The 15,967-nt window shown below is 71.3% G+C and carries 13 protein-coding genes; 10 read left to right on the top strand and 3 right to left on the bottom strand.

Going from position 1 to position 15,967, the window contains the following annotated elements:
• Positions 1 to 106: 106 nt before the first annotated feature.
• Together QIS99_RS23690 and QIS99_RS23685 are read right to left on the bottom strand one after the other, a co-directional pair.
• Positions 107 to 1,486 carry a flavin monoamine oxidase family protein gene (locus tag QIS99_RS23690; RefSeq protein WP_282515635.1) on the bottom strand — a complete coding sequence of 460 codons (1,380 nt, stop codon included), beginning with the start codon at positions 1,484 to 1,486 and terminating at the stop codon, positions 107 to 109.
• A 142-nt stretch (positions 1,487 to 1,628) separates the two neighbouring features.
• Complete coding sequence (locus QIS99_RS23685; protein WP_282515634.1) at positions 1,629 to 3,062, bottom strand: MFS transporter; 1,434 nt, start codon at positions 3,060 to 3,062, stop codon at positions 1,629 to 1,631.
• Between the two features lie 307 nt (positions 3,063 to 3,369).
• Between QIS99_RS23685 and QIS99_RS23680 the strand changes: the two genes are divergently transcribed.
• A complete protein-coding gene (locus QIS99_RS23680) occupies positions 3,370 to 5,322 on the top strand; it encodes a helix-turn-helix domain-containing protein (RefSeq protein ID WP_282515633.1) in 1,953 nt (650 codons plus the stop codon).
• A gap of 82 nt (positions 5,323 to 5,404) precedes the next feature.
• On the opposite strand, the gene QIS99_RS23675 is transcribed toward QIS99_RS23680, so the two are convergent.
• Complete coding sequence (locus QIS99_RS23675; RefSeq protein WP_282515632.1) at positions 5,405 to 5,824, bottom strand: arsenate reductase ArsC; 420 nt, start codon at positions 5,822 to 5,824, stop codon at positions 5,405 to 5,407.
• 175 nt (positions 5,825 to 5,999) lie between these two features.
• Here QIS99_RS23675 and QIS99_RS23670 point away from each other — a divergent pair, with 175 nt between their 5' ends.
• The 9 genes from QIS99_RS23670 (at position 6,000) to QIS99_RS23630 (ending at position 15,950) form a co-directional block, all read left to right on the top strand.
• Positions 6,000 to 6,308, top strand: a complete 309-nt coding sequence (locus QIS99_RS23670; RefSeq protein ID WP_282515631.1) for an ArsR/SmtB family transcription factor — start codon at positions 6,000 to 6,002, stop codon at positions 6,306 to 6,308.
• Positions 6,305 to 7,408, top strand: coding sequence for an ACR3 family arsenite efflux transporter (gene arsB / locus QIS99_RS23665; RefSeq protein ID WP_282515630.1), 1,104 nt, complete (start codon positions 6,305 to 6,307; stop codon positions 7,406 to 7,408). The genes QIS99_RS23670 and arsB overlap by 4 nt, the downstream gene beginning before the upstream one ends.
• A complete protein-coding gene (locus QIS99_RS23660; protein WP_282515629.1) occupies positions 7,405 to 8,493 on the top strand; it encodes an ArsO family NAD(P)H-dependent flavin-containing monooxygenase in 1,089 nt (362 codons plus the stop codon). The genes arsB and QIS99_RS23660 overlap by 4 nt, the downstream gene beginning before the upstream one ends.
• 123 nt (positions 8,494 to 8,616) lie before the next feature.
• Positions 8,617 to 9,999: an NAD(P)-binding domain-containing protein gene (locus QIS99_RS23655; protein WP_282515627.1), complete on the top strand. Its 1,383-nt coding sequence runs from the start codon at positions 8,617 to 8,619 to the stop codon at positions 9,997 to 9,999.
• Positions 10,000 to 10,606: 607 nt separating this feature from the next.
• A complete protein-coding gene (locus QIS99_RS23650; protein ID WP_282515626.1) occupies positions 10,607 to 11,839 on the top strand; it encodes an MFS transporter in 1,233 nt (410 codons plus the stop codon).
• Entirely contained in the window at positions 11,836 to 13,059 is a 1,224-nt protein-coding gene (locus tag QIS99_RS23645) for a CaiB/BaiF CoA transferase family protein (protein ID WP_282515625.1), read from the top strand. Before QIS99_RS23650 ends, QIS99_RS23645 begins: the two co-directional genes overlap by 4 nt.
• A gap of 78 nt (positions 13,060 to 13,137) precedes the next feature.
• A complete protein-coding gene (locus tag QIS99_RS23640; protein ID WP_282515624.1) occupies positions 13,138 to 14,286 on the top strand; it encodes an acyl-CoA dehydrogenase family protein in 1,149 nt (382 codons plus the stop codon).
• A 57-nt stretch (positions 14,287 to 14,343) separates the two neighbouring features.
• Positions 14,344 to 15,108 (top strand): SDR family NAD(P)-dependent oxidoreductase, encoded by a 765-nt coding sequence (locus QIS99_RS23635; protein ID WP_282515623.1) that lies wholly within the window; start codon positions 14,344 to 14,346, stop codon positions 15,106 to 15,108.
• Positions 15,105 to 15,950 (top strand): crotonase/enoyl-CoA hydratase family protein, encoded by an 846-nt coding sequence (locus QIS99_RS23630; protein WP_282515622.1) that lies wholly within the window; start codon positions 15,105 to 15,107, stop codon positions 15,948 to 15,950. Before QIS99_RS23635 ends, QIS99_RS23630 begins: the two co-directional genes overlap by 4 nt.
• The last annotated feature ends 17 nt before the right edge of the window (positions 15,951 to 15,967 follow it).

Genomic DNA, 15,967 nt, shown 5'->3' with positions numbered 1-15,967 from the left:
GGGGTAACTCCTTTGATTTAAAGGGAAGTTGGTGGGCTGGGAAGGAAAGTTGGAGGGCTGCGAGGAAAAGTTGGTGGGATGGGCAGGGAAGCTGGTGGGCTGGGCTTCAGGCGGCGGAGCTGAGGGTGCGGCGGGCCGTCTGCCGGTCGGTGGCGAGGATGCTGCGGATCTCGGTCGCGGCGGACAGGCCGGAGGAGATGGCCGTCTCGGTGTAGAGCGTGCCGAGGTAGTCACCGGCCAGGAACACCCGGCCGCCGCGGCGGGTGAGCGCGGGCTGGAGTTCGGCGCGGCCGGGGAAGCAGTACGGGGCGCCCGTCGGGAAGCGCTGCACCTCGGCCTCGACGACGTGGTCGGCGAATCCGGGCAGGACCTGGTCGAGGTCGTCGAGGTAGATGCGGCGGACGGTGTCGTCGTCGTGATCCAGCAGGCCGCGGGCGAGGGAGCCGGGGGAGAAGGTCATCAGGCTGCTGCCGGGCTGCCGTTCCCGCTCGTGGCCGCGGACGATGTTGGACATGTTGAGCGCCACGTTGAAGGACCGCTTCGGGGTGGCGATGGCGTACGCGTCGTCCCACCGCTGCCGCCCGGTCTCGTTCGACAGGAACGCGGCGCTGACGTACGGCCCGTAGGCCACCTTTGACAGGGCCTCACGGATGTCCGGGTCCAGGTCGACGGCGACGCGGTGCGCGACCGTCGCCGGGGTGGCGAGGACGACCGTACGGGCCTGCACCTCCTGCGGGACGCCGTTCTCGCGGTAGCGGACGACGACGGAGTCCTTCTTGTGCGCGATCTCGTCCACATGCGCGTCAAGGCGCAGGTTCCCGCCGAGCGAGGCCGCAATTGACTCGGTGAGCGTCGACGGGCCGCCGACGATGGACTGTGTGAGCCCGCCGCCGATGCCCCAGACCAGGCTGAAGTAGCCGACGCCCGCGCCCGCCGACAGCTGGTCGATGTCGGCCGCGGACCGGGTGACCGTCGGCTCGAACAGGGCCTGGGTGTCGGCGGGCACGTCGCCGATGAAGTCCTTGAACGAGCGGTCGTTGAGGAACTCGTAGATCCGCTGCTGGCGTTCGGCGGCCGTCTCGCCCTTGCGACGGCCGACGATGCGGGAGTAACGGGCCACCTGCAGCGCGACCTTGGCGCCGGTCCTCACCATGCCGATCCGGGCTTGCAGCGGCATCGGGATGCGAAATGGGTACGTCTCCACCCGGCCCTCCATGATCGTCCTGCCGTTCATCGAGAGGCCGGACAGCGAGCCCGGCACGTCGATCGCCTCGACGCCGGTGTTGTTCAGGAGCCATCCGGTGGCGGAGTTGCCGCCCGCGTAGACATGGCCGCCCCAGTTGAGGAAGTACGGTCCGCGCCGCTCGGAGCGGATGCGGCCGCCGACCCGGCCCTCGGATTCGAGCAGCAGCGTGTCCCAGTGCCGCAGCCGCCAGGCGGCCGACAGGCCCGCGATGCCTCCGCCGACGATGACGACGTCCTTCATCGGTACACCTCTCTTCTTTCCGTTCTTTCCGTGCGTGAGCAGCAACTTCCGTACGAGGACGGTGTGTTGTCCGCGTTATCCGCGTTATCCGCGTTATCCGTGCTATCCGTGTTGACCGTTTGTCCGGCGGGGTGCCGAACGGTCAGACCCGGAGGCTTTCCGGAGACCGGGGGGACCGGGGGGACCGGTCGGGCAGGGTGGCCGCCTCGTCGAGGGACATGCCGCGGGTCTCGGGCGCCCACAGGACGGAGACGCCGGCGCCGAGGAGGCTGATGGCCGCGGCGGCGAGCATGGTGCCGCCGATGCCCCAGGCGGTCAGCGCCACGGGTACGAGGTAGGTGCCGACGGCGGCGCCGATGCGGCTGGCGGACGAGGCCAGGCCGACGGCGGAGCCGCGTACCTCGGTCGGGAACAGCTCGTTCGGGTAGACCCACTGCAGGATCTGGGTGCCGCCGATGATCAGCGCGTACAGGGCGAACAGCGCCATGATCACGTTCGACGGGGCGTCGGGGAAGATGCCGAGCAGCAGCAGGGCGACACCGGACCAGACGAAACTGTGGATGACCAGAGGGCGCCGCCCCATGCGGTTCACGCAGAACAGGGCGAGCACGCAGCCGGTGAGGAACATGACGGTGATGAGCGCTTCGCCGATGTTGGCGAGGCCGCCTTCGAGGTGAAGTGCGTCGAGGATCCTCGGGCCGAAAGCGTAGATGGCGAACAGCGGGACGATGGAACACGTCCAGAAGACGGTGATGTAGAGCATCCGTCCGCCGTAGCCCGAGCGCATGATCGCCTTGAGGTCGACGTTCTCGCGTTCCTCCGTCGGCAGATCGGCGATCGTCGCCTCGGGGCCGTAGACCTTCTTGAGGACGGCCTCGGCCTCCTCGGCGCGGCCCTTGTTCGCCAGCCAGCGCGGGGACTCGGGCGTGCCGTGGCGCAGCAGCACGATGACCGTGGCGGGCAGGGTGGCGCTGGCGAGCATCCACCGCCAGGCGTCGTCGCCGCCGTACGACAGCATGATCTCGCCGACGATGTACGCGGTGGCCGCACCCACGAACCACATGACGACCAGGCCGCCGAGGAGCGGACCGCGGTAGCGGCGCGGCGTGAACTCGGCGAGCAGCGAGGTCGCGATCGGATAGTCGGCGCCGACCGCCATCCCGATCAGCAGGCGCAGGACGAACAGCCACACCGGATCCGTCGCCCAGAACTGCGCGACGGAACAGACGATGATGGCGACCAGGTCGATGGTGTAGAGGAGTTGTCGGCCGAACCTGTCGGTGAGCCAGCCGCCCACGAACGCGCCGAGAAAGATACCGATGAGCGCGGACGCGCCGATCAACCCCTGGGCGGAGTCCGACAGTTGGAGCTGCGGGGTGATCTGCGCCATCGCGACGCCGATGATGCTCAGGACGTAGCCGTCGAGGAACGGCCCGCCGGAGGAGTACAGCGCCAGCTTCTTGTGGAAGCGCGACAAGGGCGCGTCGTCCACTCTGTTCTCCGGTGGGGTCTCCGGAGTGCTTTCTGGTGTGTTCTCCGGTGTGTTCTCGGCCGTGCTCTTTGCGTGTGCGGTCATCTCAGCCTCCGGGAGCGGCCCGCGCCTACGTAAAGGGCAGCGCGGGACAGGGTCCGGGTCGATGTCGTACGGGATCGTTTCCTGCTGTCCCGCTGTGCTGCTGTCCCGCTGTGCTGCTGTCCCGTCCGTCCTACTGGCAGCCGGTTTCGCAGCAATCGAGGGAAGTACGCGGGTTTCTGCTGGTTGGCGGAGGAGTGGCCGCCGGATGACAGGAAGTATGGGAAGGCCGGGGGCGGCCAACAATGCCCCTGCTGTCCGACGAGGCTCCGACCTGTCCGTGAGTCGGAAATTCGGCTACGGTTGACGCATGGCTGGCCGTCCCCGAAACGCCGTGACCCTCGCTGCGGACGAGCGGGCCGCGCTCCTGCAGTGGACCCGCAGTCGTACCTGCTCGCAGGCGCATGCCCTGCGCGCGAAGATCGTGCTGGCCTGCGAGGAGGAGCCCACCAACACCGCCGTGGCCCAGCGCCTGGGAATCTCCCGCGACATGGTCGGAAAGTGGCGGTCCCGCTTCCTCGCCGAGCGGCTCGACGGCCTGGACGAGCAGCCGCGTTCCGGACGCCCGCCCACGGCGGACGACGACACGGTGGCGCACGTTCTCCTCCGGACGCTCACGCCCCCGCCGTCCGGCGCCCGGCGGGCCTGGTCGACCCGCGCCATGGCGGCGGAGACCGGCCTGAGTCAGAGCACGGTCAGCAGAGTCTGGCGGACCTACGGCGTGCAGGGGGCGCCGCGGAACGCGACCCGGGTGCGCTCGGCGTGGTCCCTGCCGGACCGTGCCGAGGAGATGGTCGGCCTGTTCCTCGCTCCACCCATGTGCGTGCTCGCCGTGACGGCCCGCGCCGGACGAGGCAGGGCCGCACGCAGCTCCCCACCGACCGCCGTTGGGCGCCTGTTCGGCCAGGACTCGGACGTGTCCCAAGTGCTGGCCGTCGCCGGGGCGTTCTCGGCGCTGCGGGGGAAGGGGGACGCGGAAGACAGAGGCGCGACGGTTCCCTCTGCCCCGGCCCGCTCTGACCTGGCCCGCTCGGCTCGCTCTGACCTGGCCCGCGATGCCCCGGACCGCTCTGCCCCGGCCGCCGCTGGCTCCGCCCGCTCCGAACTGCGCGCGTTTCTGGAGCGGGTGACGTCGGAAGCGGGTGCCGGGGCACACGTGCACCTGCTCGCGCACGGGGTGCCCGCGGAGGCCCGCGGCGTACTCGACGGACCGGACACGGCCGACCCCCGATGCCTCCGCTGGCACCCGGCACCCACACCCGCGGAGTGGACCGAAGAGACCCGGCGTCTCCTCGCCGTGGACGGCCGGCTCCCGCGTGGAGCGGCGCCCGAGGGGTCCCGCCTCCGCGATGCGCTGCTGACCTGGTCCACCACGTGGACCCCGTCCGCCACCCCGTTCATGCGTACCGTCACGGCTCGTCCGCCCTACGAAAGCCCCGCCATCTGTGGCCCTGGCAGTGACTCAAGAGTGCGGGATGCGCGTACAGCCGAGCGCGTCGACACCGCCACGGCGCCCCGCACCGCACCCGTCGACGCGCCACCCGGAGCCCCCCTCACCACCGACCCCGTCGTAGCGCTGTTGCGGGAAGCCGTCCTCGCCGCCGGCCACCGTCCCGGAGACCGCGTGCGGGAGGCTCCGCTCGCTTCCCGTCTCGGCCTTTCGCGCCGCGTCGTCCGGGCGGGGCTGCGGGCACTGGCCGAGGAAGGCATGCTGGAGCCGCTCCCCGGCGGTGCGACCGCCGTCCCCGCCATCACGGCGAAGGACGTCCTCGACCTCTATGCGCTGCGGGCCAGTCTCGGTGCCCTGCTCATCCGCCGTGTCGCGATGCTCGGGCCGGAGCAGCTGGCCTCGCCCTCGGCCGCCCTCGCGGAGGTCCGCGCCGCCGCCCGCGAGAACGACCACACCCGTATCCGCGAAGACGATTTGCGGTTCCAGGACGCCCTCGCGCGCAGCGCGGATCTGCCGGAGGCCGCCCACACCTTCGAACGTCTCACGGCCCGGCTGCGCATGTTCGTCACCGTCCTTGACATGGACTACAGCCAGGCCTGCGGCACCATCGCCCATGAAGACGCCGTCGTCCACGAGGCGCTGCGCGACGCCGACGGAAACGAGGCGGCCCGTCTGTGGCGAGTCAAGATCGAACGGTGCGTGCACTACATGCTCGCCCAACTCCCCGAGGACGACGCCGATTCGCACCTCTGGACCTCCCTGGCGGGCAGGCCCCGACTGCATCCCGAGGACGCGCGGGGCGCCGTGCACTGAGGCAACGATCAGGGGCGGGGCGTAAACGATCAGGGGAAGGGCGTAACGGAAGCCGGGCCGCGTACGACGGTCCGTCCGCGCCTCACGCCGTCCGCTGGGCGTCGATCTCGGCGATGAGGGCCTCGATACGGGTCTTGATCTCGTCGCGGATCGGACGGACGGAGTCGACGCCCTTGCCCGCGGGGTCTTCCAGGGCCCAGTCGAGGTACGTCTTGCCGGGGAAGACCGGGCAGGCGTCGCCGCAGCCCATGGTGATGACGTAGTCGGACGCCTGGACGGCCTCGGTGGTGAGGACCTTGGGCCTGGCGTCGGCGATGTCGATCCCGACCTCCTTCATGGCCTCGACCGCGGCCGGGTTGACCCGGTCGCCCGGGACCGAACCGGCGGAGCGGACCTCGATGCGGTCGCCTGCGAGGTGGTCGAGAAATCCGGCGGCCATCTGGGAGCGTCCGGCGTTGTGGACGCAGACGAACAGGACGGAGGCGAGCGGAACGGAGGACATGCGTTCTTCCCTCTACGAGCGGTGCGGGCGGTGCGGGCGGTGCGGGCGGTACGAGCGCTACGGGACGGTACGGGCGGTGCGGGCGGCACTTTCAGTGCGGGCCGTACGAGCACTGCGTGCCCGGCAAGTCAGCCCGCGCTCGTGTCAGCCGTCGATGATGTGACAGTATCAGCCCATGATGACGTCAGTCGACGCTGACCTGATCCGAGTCCTCGCCGACCCGCTCAGGCTGCAGATCGTGACCCTGCTCGCCCGCGAGACGCTGTGCACCACCCACCTCGTCGAGGAGACCGGTGCCCGGCAGACCAACCTCTCCAACCACCTGAGGGTGCTGCGCGAGGCCGGGGTCGTGGACACCGAGCCGTGCGGCCGCTTCACGTACTACAAGCTCCGCCCGGACGTCGTCGCCTCGCTCGCCGGCCAGTTCGCCGAGCTGGCAGAGACCGCCCGTACCGCCGCAGACAACAAGAGGGCCTGCCCGTGACCCGCACCGAATCCCCCGCCCCCACGACAGCCGAGGAGTCCTCGGTCGTCGCGAAGCTGTCGACACTCGACCGCTTCCTCGCCGTGTGGATCCTGCTCGCCATGGCCGTCGGCCTCGGCCTCGGCCGGCTGATCCCCGGCATGGGCGACGCGCTGGCCCAGGTGGAGATCGGCGGCATCTCCCTGCCGATCGCCCTGGGCCTGCTCGTGATGATGTACCCGGTCCTCGCCAAGGTCCGCTACGACCGGCTCGATGCCGTCACAGGCGACCGGCGCCTGATGCTCTCCTCGCTGGTCATCAACTGGATCCTGGGCCCGGCGGTCATGTTCGCCCTCGCCTGGATCTTCCTGCCGGACCTGCCCGAGTACCGCACCGGCCTGATCATCGTCGGCCTCGCCCGCTGCATCGCCATGGTGATCATCTGGAACGACCTGGCCTGCGGCGACCGCGAGGCCGCCGCCGTGCTCGTCGCCCTCAACTCGGTCTTCCAGGTCATCGCCTTCGGCCTGCTCGGCTGGTTCTACCTCGACCTGCTGCCCCAGTGGCTCGGCCTCGGCGACGGCCAAGGGCTCGACGTCCCCGTCTGGCACATCGCCCTGAACGTGATCGTCTTCCTCGGCGTCCCGCTCCTCGCCGGCTTCCTCACCCGCCGCATCGGCGAGCAGAAGCTCGGCCGCGAGCGCTACGAGTCCAACTTCCTGCCGAAGATCGGCCCCTGGGCGCTGTACGGCCTGCTCTTCACGATCGTCATCCTCTTCGCCCTCCAGGGGAAGACGATCACCTCGCAGCCGGTCGACGTGGTCCGCATTGCGCTCCCCCTCCTCGTCTACTTCGCGGTGATGTTCTTCGGCACCTTCCTCCTCGGCAAGGCCATCGGCCTCACGTACGAGCGCACCACGACCCTCGCCTTCACGGCGGCCGGCAACAACTTCGAGCTGGCCATCGCCGTCGCCATCGCCACCTTCGGTGTCACGTCCGGCCAGGCCCTGTCCGGTGTCGTCGGCCCGCTGATCGAGGTGCCGGTCCTGGTCGCGCTCGTGTACGTGGCGCTGGCCTGGCGCAAGAAGTTCGCGCCGTCCGCGATCAACGCATCCGCGTGACGCGGCGGACCGATGTGGTGGTGATCGGCGGCGGCCAGGCAGGGCTCGCCGCCGGTTACCACCTGCGCCGCCGGGGCCTGGACTTCGTCGTCCTCGACGCCCGGTCCACGCCCGGCGGCGCCTGGCAGCACGCCTGGCACTCGCTCCACCTGTTCTCCCCGGCGGCGTTCTCCTCGCTGCCGGGCCGGCCCATGCCCGTACAGGAGGGCAAGGCCCACCCGGACGCGCGGCACGTCGTGGAGTACCTCACCGCGTACGAGCAACGCTACGAACTGCCCATCGTGCGCTCGGCGTTGGTGCGCGGCGTGCATCGCGACGGGGACTTCCTGCGCGTCGAGTCCGAGAGCGGTACGTGGCGGGCGCGAGCCGTGATCTCCGCGACGGGCACCTGGGGGCGGCCGTTCCTGCCCGCCGTCCCCGGCCGCACCGAGTTCGCGGGACGGCAGCTCCACGCCGTCGAGTACCGCTCGCCGGCCGACTTCGCCGGGCTGGGGGTCCCCCGGGCCGGAAGCCGGGGGAAGGTGGTGGTGGTCGGCGGCGGCAACTCCGGCGCCCAGATCGCCGCCGATCTCGCGTACGACACCGACCTGACCTGGGTCACCCAGCGCCCGCCCCGCTTCCTGCCCGACGAGATCGACGGGCGCGCCCTCTTCGACGCGGCCACCGCCCGCCGGCAAGCCCTTGAGGCAGGCCGCACCGACACCGGCGGCGTCGCCGCGCTGGGCGACATCGTGGCCGTGCCACCGGTGCGCGAGGCGCGGGACGCGGGGCTGCTGAAGGCGTCGCCCATGTTCGTACGTATGGAACGCGAGGGCGTCGTCCGGGCCGACGGCACCCGTGCCGAGGCGGACGCGATCATCTGGTGCACCGGCTTCCGACCCGCCCTCTCCCACCTCGGCCCGCTCCAGCTCCGGGGCGCACGCGGGCACATCGCGACCGAGGGCACCCGCGCGGTCGACGAGCCGCGGCTGCATCTGCTCGGGTACGGCGACTGGACGGGGCCCGCCTCCGCGACGCTGATCGGCGTCGGCCGCCCGGCGCGGGACGCGGTCCGGGAGATCGCGGAACTGTGCGCACGGAACTGACGTGACGACCTGATGCCCTGAGCGCTAATTCGATAAATGTCTATGTTGACGTTCGTCAAAGCAGGTGCCATGCTGGCGGCCTAGGCCATCGACAGCCGTCGAAACAAGCTGCGAGGAGTCGCCGTGAACGCGCCCGCCACCGTCGAACTGCCCGTCGTCGTGATCGGGGCCGGCCCCATCGGCCTGGCCGCCGCCGCCCATCTGGTCGAGCAGGGCATCGAGCCGCTCGTTCTGGAAGCGGGCACCCGGGCCGGTGCGGCCGTGCGCGAGTGGGCGCATGTGCGGCTCTTCTCCACCTGGGGCGAGGTCGTCGACCCGGCCGCCGAGAAGCTCCTCGCCCCCACCGGCTGGACCCACCCCGACGCCGCGACCTACCCCTCCGGCGGCGACTGGGCCGAGCAGTACCTCCAGCCGCTCGCGGACGCCCTCGGCGAGAAGGTCCGCACCGGCGCCACCGTCACCGGCGTCTCCCGCTCCGGCCGCGACCGGATCGTCGACGCCGACCGCGAGGGCCAGCCCTTCGTCGTGCACGTCGCCCACGCCGACGGCCGCGAAGAGCGCCTCCACGCCCGCGCCGTCATCGACGCCTCCGGCACCTGGGCCACGCCCTCCCCGGCGGGCGGCAGCGGCCTGCCCGCCCTCGGCGAGCGCGCCGCCGCCGACCGGATCACCTACCGCGTCCCGGACCTCAGCGACCCTGCCGTACGCGCCCGTTACGCGGGCAAGCGCACCGCAGTCATCGGCTCCGGCGCCTCCGCCTTCACCGCCCTCGCCTACCTGGCCGACCTCGCGAAGTCCGGCGACGGCACCCGCACGCAGGCCGTATGGGTCCTGCGTCGCGGCATCTCCGGCGATACCTTCGGCGGCGGCGAGAGCGACCAGCTCCCCGCCCGCGGCGCCCTCGGCCTCGCTGCGAAGGCCGCAGTGGACGACGGCCACGCCGACGCGGTCACCGGCTTCCGCACCGACGCCGTCGAACGCGACGACGACGGCCGCCTGGTCCTGGTCGCCGAGGACGGCCGCCGCCTCGACCCGGTCGACGAGGTCATCGCCCTCACCGGCTACCGCCCCGACCTGTCCTTCCTCTCCGAGATCCGCCTGAACCTCGACGAGCGCCTCCAGGCCCCGGTCGAACTCGCCCCGCTCATCGACCCCAACCAGCACTCCTGCGGCACCGTCTATCCGCACGGCCACCGCGAGCTGTCCCACTCCGAGCAGGGCGTCTACCTGGTCGGCATGAAGTCCTACGGCCGCGCCCCGACCTTCCTCGCCCTGACCGGATACGAGCAGGTCCGCTCCGTCGTCGCCGCACTCACCGGCGACACCGACTCCGCCGACCGCGTCGAACTCACCCTCCCCGAGACCGGGGTGTGCAAGGGCGGCGGGCTCCTCAACACCCCCGAGGCCGACCAGGAGCAGGCGACCGGCTGCTGCGCCCCGACCCCCGCCCTGATCCAACTCGGCGCCCCCGGCACCGACCGGACCCCCGCCTCCGGAGGCTGCTGACCCGAACCGTAGCCCAGGGTGACCCACACCCGGAGCCCGGTCGCGCATCCCACCGGCAGCAGGATCACCGCGAACGTCAGGCACCAGTAGAGCCCATCGCGGAGACTGTCCCGCACCTCGTCCATCGGCCCCCTGCCGCCGCCACCGCAGTGCAGGGGGGCCGCGCGCAGAACGAGTCGACGGGCACAACGCACCCCTGCGCACCCCTGCGCGGCCCCTGCGCGGCCCCTGCGCGGCCCCTGCGCGGCCCCTGCGCGGCCCCTGCGCGGCCCCTGCGCGGCCCCTGCGCGGCCCCTGCGCGGCCCCTGCGCGGCCCCCAGCCCCCGCCCGGCGACCTATAGGCAACCGTAGTCGGTCCGGGTGGATATCGGTCTTGGACGCGATCAGTCCGCGTGGCTTGAATGGGATGACGCGAGATCGCAACCCGGTCTTCGCCGTTCGTCAGGCGAGCAGACATCTGGCCCTGCCCCGACCACGTCGGTCCATCGCCTCTGACGCCTCGCCCTTCATGCCCTCACTGCGAGGAGATTTCATGACTCGAACCCTGCCCAAGGCGGCACCGGCCGCAGCAGCTTCACCAACCAAGGCCGGCGCATGGAGCGTTACCGTGCTGCTGGCGCTGTTCATGCTGCTCAACTACGCAGACAAGGCCGTGATCGGCTTTTCCGCACAGGGCATCCTGAAAGACCTGGGCATCACGGCCCAGCAGTTCGGCGTCGTCCAGAGCGCCTTCTTCTGGTTGTTCTTCGCCGGGGCCATTCTCCTCGGCGCGCTCTCCACGAAGATCGGGCTCCGCTGGCTCCTGGGCATCCTCATGCTCGTGTGGGTTGCGACCATGCTGCCGCTGGTCGGGACCGTCAGCTTCACCGTGCTCGTGCTCTGTCGGCTCGTCCTCGGCTTCGCCGAGGGCCCGGCCTTCGCCCTCGCCAACCAGGCCGTCCAGTCGCGGTTCCCGGCCGAGAAGCGGGCGCTGCCCGCCGGCATCGTCGCCGCCGGGGCCTCCCTCGGGCCGGTGGTGATGGCGCCGATCCTGACGTGGGTGATCGTCAGGTGGTCGTGGCACGCGGCGTTCGCCGTGCTGGCCGTGGCAGGCACCATCTGGGCGGTCCTCTGGCTGGTGTTCGGAAAGGACGCTCCCGCCGCGTCGCCCGCCGCCCGGGCCGCGGAGTCCGAGGTCGTCGACGCGCCGTTCTCCACCCTCATCCGACGCGGCACGCTCATCGGCATCGCCCTGCTCATGTTCTTCGGGTACTGGTCGACCACCCTGAAGGTCGCTTGGCTGCCGCTCTACCTCTCCGACGGACTGGGCTACTCCACCCTGGCCACCGGCCGGCTGGTGATGATTCCGTACGCGGTGGCCGCAGCCGGGTCCATCGCGGCCGGCGCACTCTCCAACCGTCTCCTCGCCAAGGGCGTGTCCCGGCGGGTGGCGCGCGGATATCTGACGGGCGCACTCGTCGTGTCCTCCGGCGTGGCGATGTACAGCTTCACCGTCGTCGGCCAGGGCGTGCTCCAGATGGTGCTGATCACCCTGGCGTTCTCCCTCAACACCGCCTCCTACGCGGTGGCCATCACCACGGTCGCCGACTTCGTACACCCGCGGAAGCGCGGCGCGGTGATGGGCGGCCTGGTCGCGGTGTCGAGCATCGCCGGCGTCATCTCCCCGCTGGTGCTCGGGTACTTCGTCAGCGATGCCGCGAACAAGATCGTCGGCTACGGCCAGGGCTTCGCCCTCGTCGGCGTGCTCATCGCCGTCGGCAGCCTCTTCGCCACCTTCCTGGTCCACCCGGACCGCGACCTTGCCGTGCTCCGTGTCCGAGCCGAGGAGAGTGCCCGATGACCAAGCCCCTGGACGGTGTCCGCGTCATCGACTTCGGTCAGTTCATCGCGGCCCCCGCCGCCGCCCAACTCCTCGGCGACATGGGCGCCGACGTGATCAAGGTCGAGCCCGTGCACGGCGAGTCCGCCCGGGTGATCGGCGCGCCGGGGCAGGCCATGCTCAACGCGTACAGCCGGAACAAGCGCGGTGTCGCGCTCGATCTGAAGGACCCCCGCGGCCTGCGGATCGCGGAGGAACTGATCGCCGGCGCCGACATCGTGGTCCAGAACCTCCGCCCCGGTGTCATGGAGTCCCTGGGCCTCGGGGCACGCACCATGCGCGCCCGGCACCCCGCCCTCGTCTACGCCACGGTCAGCGGCTTCGGGCTGCACGGGCCCTCCCGGCTCCGGGCGGGCCTGGACATCGCCGCGCAGGCCGAGAGCGGCATCATGTCGGTGACCGGCGAGCGGGACCGTGAGCCCCAGAAGGTCGGTTTCCAGGTCGTCGACTCGACCACCGCCCACGTCTGCGCCCAGGCCGTCCTCGGCGCCTACGTCCGGCGGCTGCGCACCGGGCACGGAGACGAGGTCGAGGTCTCCCTCCTGGAGGTCGCCGTCCACCTCCAGGCGCCGAACTGGGGCACCTACCTGCTCACCGGGAAGGAGCCCGTCCGCACAGGGAACGGCCAGCCGGCCCTGGCCCCGGCGGCGGACGTCATGCCCAACGGCGACGGCGCCCTGGTCGTCTCCGCCTACTCGGACGCGCACTTCGAGCGTCTCTGCCGACTCCTCGGCCGGCCGGAGCTGGCACTGGACGAGCGCTTCGCGACGAACGCCGCACGCGTCCGCCACCGCCCCGAGATGCTGGCCGAACTCCGCTCCGAATTCGCGACGATGACCACCGACGACGCCATGCGCCTGCTCACCGAGAACGGCGTGGTGGCCGGGCGCATCAACTCGTACGGCCAGACCATGGCGAGCCCGGACGTCGAGGCGTCCGGAATCTTCATCCGCGTGACCGACGTGGCCGGCCGCGAGACGACCACCCTCGGATCGCCGTGGCACCTCGGCTCCGTGCCCGAGCCGTCGGGGACCGCGGCCCCCGAACTCGGCCAGCACACCGCCGAAGTGCTCGCGGAGCTGGGCTACGCCCGCGACGCCGTCCGCACCCTCGAAGCCGCGGGCGTCGTCCACACGTACGACGCCGAACGGGCCGAAGCGCTCGCCCCGTCGCACCGCTGACACATCGAGCCGCGACGCACCGGCCGCCCTCCCGAAAGACAACTGCCCTCATCTCCCTACCCATTCGAGGAGTACCCCATGGAACGGAACCTGTTCGACGAGGAGCACGACGCATTCCGTGCCACCGTCCGCCAGTTCATGGCCAAGGAGGTGGTGCCGCACATGCCGGAGTGGGAAGCGGCAGGAATGGCTCCGCGCGAACTGTTCAAGAAGACCGCGCAGATAGGCATCAACGGCCTGCAGGTGCCCGAGGAGTTCGGCGGCGCAGGCGTCGACAGCTTCCTCTTCAACACCATCGTGTTCGAGGAGATCGGCTATGCGGCCGCCTCGCTCGGCGGCCTCCAAGTGCACCTGAACACCGTGCTGCCCTACTTCCTGGAGTACGCGAACGACGAACAGAAGGCGCGCTGGTTCCCCGGATTCGCCGACGGCGACCTCGTCGCGTCCATCGCCATGACCGAACCGGGAACCGGTTCGGACCTGGCCGGGATGACCACCACCGCGGTGCGGGACGGCGACGACTACATCCTGAACGGCGCCAAGACGTTCATCACGGGCGGGATCAACGCGGACCTGGTCATCGTGGTCGCGAGGACCGGCCGGGACGGGGAGGACCGGCGCAAGGGACTCTCGCTCCTGGTCGTCGAGTCCGGCATGGAGGGCTTCGTCCGCGGGCGCAACCTCGACAAGCTGGGGCTGAAGTCCTCCGACACCGCGGAGCTGCTCTTCGACCACGTCCGGGTGCCGGCCCGCAACGTCCTGGGCACCGAGGGCGGCGCGTTCGCCCTGCTCACCAGCAATCTCGCCCAGGAACGCCTCTCCATCGCGATCACCGCACAGGCAACGGCGACCGCGGCGCTGAACCTGGCGATCGACTACGTCCGGCAGCGCAAGGTCTTCGGGCGCCGCGTCGCGGACTTCCAGAACACCAAGTTCGTACTGGCCGACTGCGCGACCGAGCTCGAAGCCGCCCAGGCCCTGGTCGACCGCGCCGTCACCGGCCTCGACGCCGGCACGCTGACGCCGGCCGACGCCGCCAAGGTCAAGCTGTTCGCCACCGAGACTCAGGCCCGGGTCGTCGACCGCTGCCTGCAACTGCACGGCGGCTACGGCTACATGCGGGAGTACCCGATCTCCCGGCTGTACGCGGACGCCCGCGTCACCCGCATCTTCGGCGGCACCAGCGAAGTGATGAAGAGCGTGATCTCAAAGTCCCTGGCCCTCTGAGCCCCCGGCTCTCTGAGCGCCGCTCCACGAACCTGTCCCACTGCACGAAGGAACCACATGCACATCAAGGGGATTCACGCCGTCGTCACCGGAGGCGCGTCCGGCCTCGGGTGGGCGACCGCGCGCCGCCTGGTGGCGCAAGGCGCCACGGTCACCCTCCTCGACCTCCCCGCATCGGCCGGCGCGGAACGGGCCGAAGAACTCGGCCCCGCCGCCCGGTTCGTCCCCGTCGACGTCACCGACCCGGACGAGGTGGACACCGCCTTCGCGGCCGCCGCGGAGCAGGGGGCCGTCCGCGCCGTCGTGCACTGCGCCGGCCGCGGACGGCCGATGCGGATCCTGACGAAGGACGGAGAACCCGCGGACCCGGCACCGTTCGAGGCGGTGATCCGCCTCAACGTCCTGGGCAGCTTCAACGTTCTGCGGTCCGCGGCCGCGGCGATGGCCGCCCACGAGCCGTACGACGGAGACCGGGGTGTCTGCGTGCTCACCGCGTCGGTGGCCGCGTACGAGGGACAGATCGGCCAGATCAATTATGCGGCGGCCAAGGCCGGCATCGTCGGGATGACGCTGCCCGCCGCACGCGACCTGGCCGGCGTCGGCATCCGCGTCTGCACGATCGCGCCGGGCACCTTCGCCACCCCGCTGCTCACCAGTGCGCGGCCGGACATCGTCGAGGCCCTGGCCGCGTCCGTGCCGCACCCACCCCGTCTGGGCGACCCCGACGAGTTCGCCGCGCTGGCCGCGCACGTCATCGAGAACGGGATGCTCAACGGCGAGACGATCCGCCTCGACGGCGCGATCCGGATGGCGCCGCGATGAGCCCCGAACCGGGCGCCGCCACGGGGGCCGCCACGGGCGCCACGACGGGCGCCACGACGGGCGCCGCCACGGATGCCGTCGCGGACGCGGTCCGTCTTGAACGCGTCGGTTCCGTGCTCGTCGTGACCATCGAACGCCCCGAGGCACGGAACGCCGTCAACCGGGACGTCGCACAGGGCATCGCACGCGCCATGGACCTGCTCGACGGGGAGCCGCACCTCACCGCGGCGGTCCTGACGGGGGCGGGCCCCCACTTCTGCGCGGGCATGGACCTGAAGGCGTTCCTGCGGGGTGAGCGTCCGAACGTCCCCGGGCGAGGCTTCGCGGGCCTGGTGGAAGCGCCGCCGGCGAAGCCGCTGATCGCCGCCGTGGAAGGCGCGGCCGTCGCCGGCGGCTTCGAGATCGTCCTCGCCGCCGACCTGGTCGTCGCCTCGACCGCGGCCACCTTCGGGCTGCCCGAGGTCAGACGCGGACTCGTCGCGGCGGGCGGCGGACTCAGCCGGCTGCCCGCGTGGGTACCGCGGGCCGTCGCGCTCGAAATGGCCCTGACCGGGGCCCCGTTGGACGCCGCGAAGCTGCACGCGTTCGGGATGATCAACCGCCTCGTACAGCCGGGGAAGGCCCGGACAGCCGCCATCGAACTGGCCCAGCGGATCGCCGCGAACGGCCCGCTCGCGGTCCGGGCGAGCAAGCGGATCCTCACGGAAGCACCGGGATGGGCCCCGGACGAGACGTTCGAACGGACCCGCCGGATCGCGATGCCGGTCCTGCGGTCCGACGACGCCCGCGAGGGGGCCGCGGCCTTCGCCGAGCGCAGGACCGCTGTCTGGACAGCCAGATGACCTACGAGAACAACCAA

This window comes from Streptomyces solicavernae, assembly GCF_029968095.1.
Lineage (GTDB): Bacteria > Actinomycetota > Actinomycetes > Streptomycetales > Streptomycetaceae > Streptomyces > Streptomyces solicavernae.
Note: the sequence above shows the minus strand (reverse complement) of the source record. Positions and strands in the feature narration are given on the sequence as shown.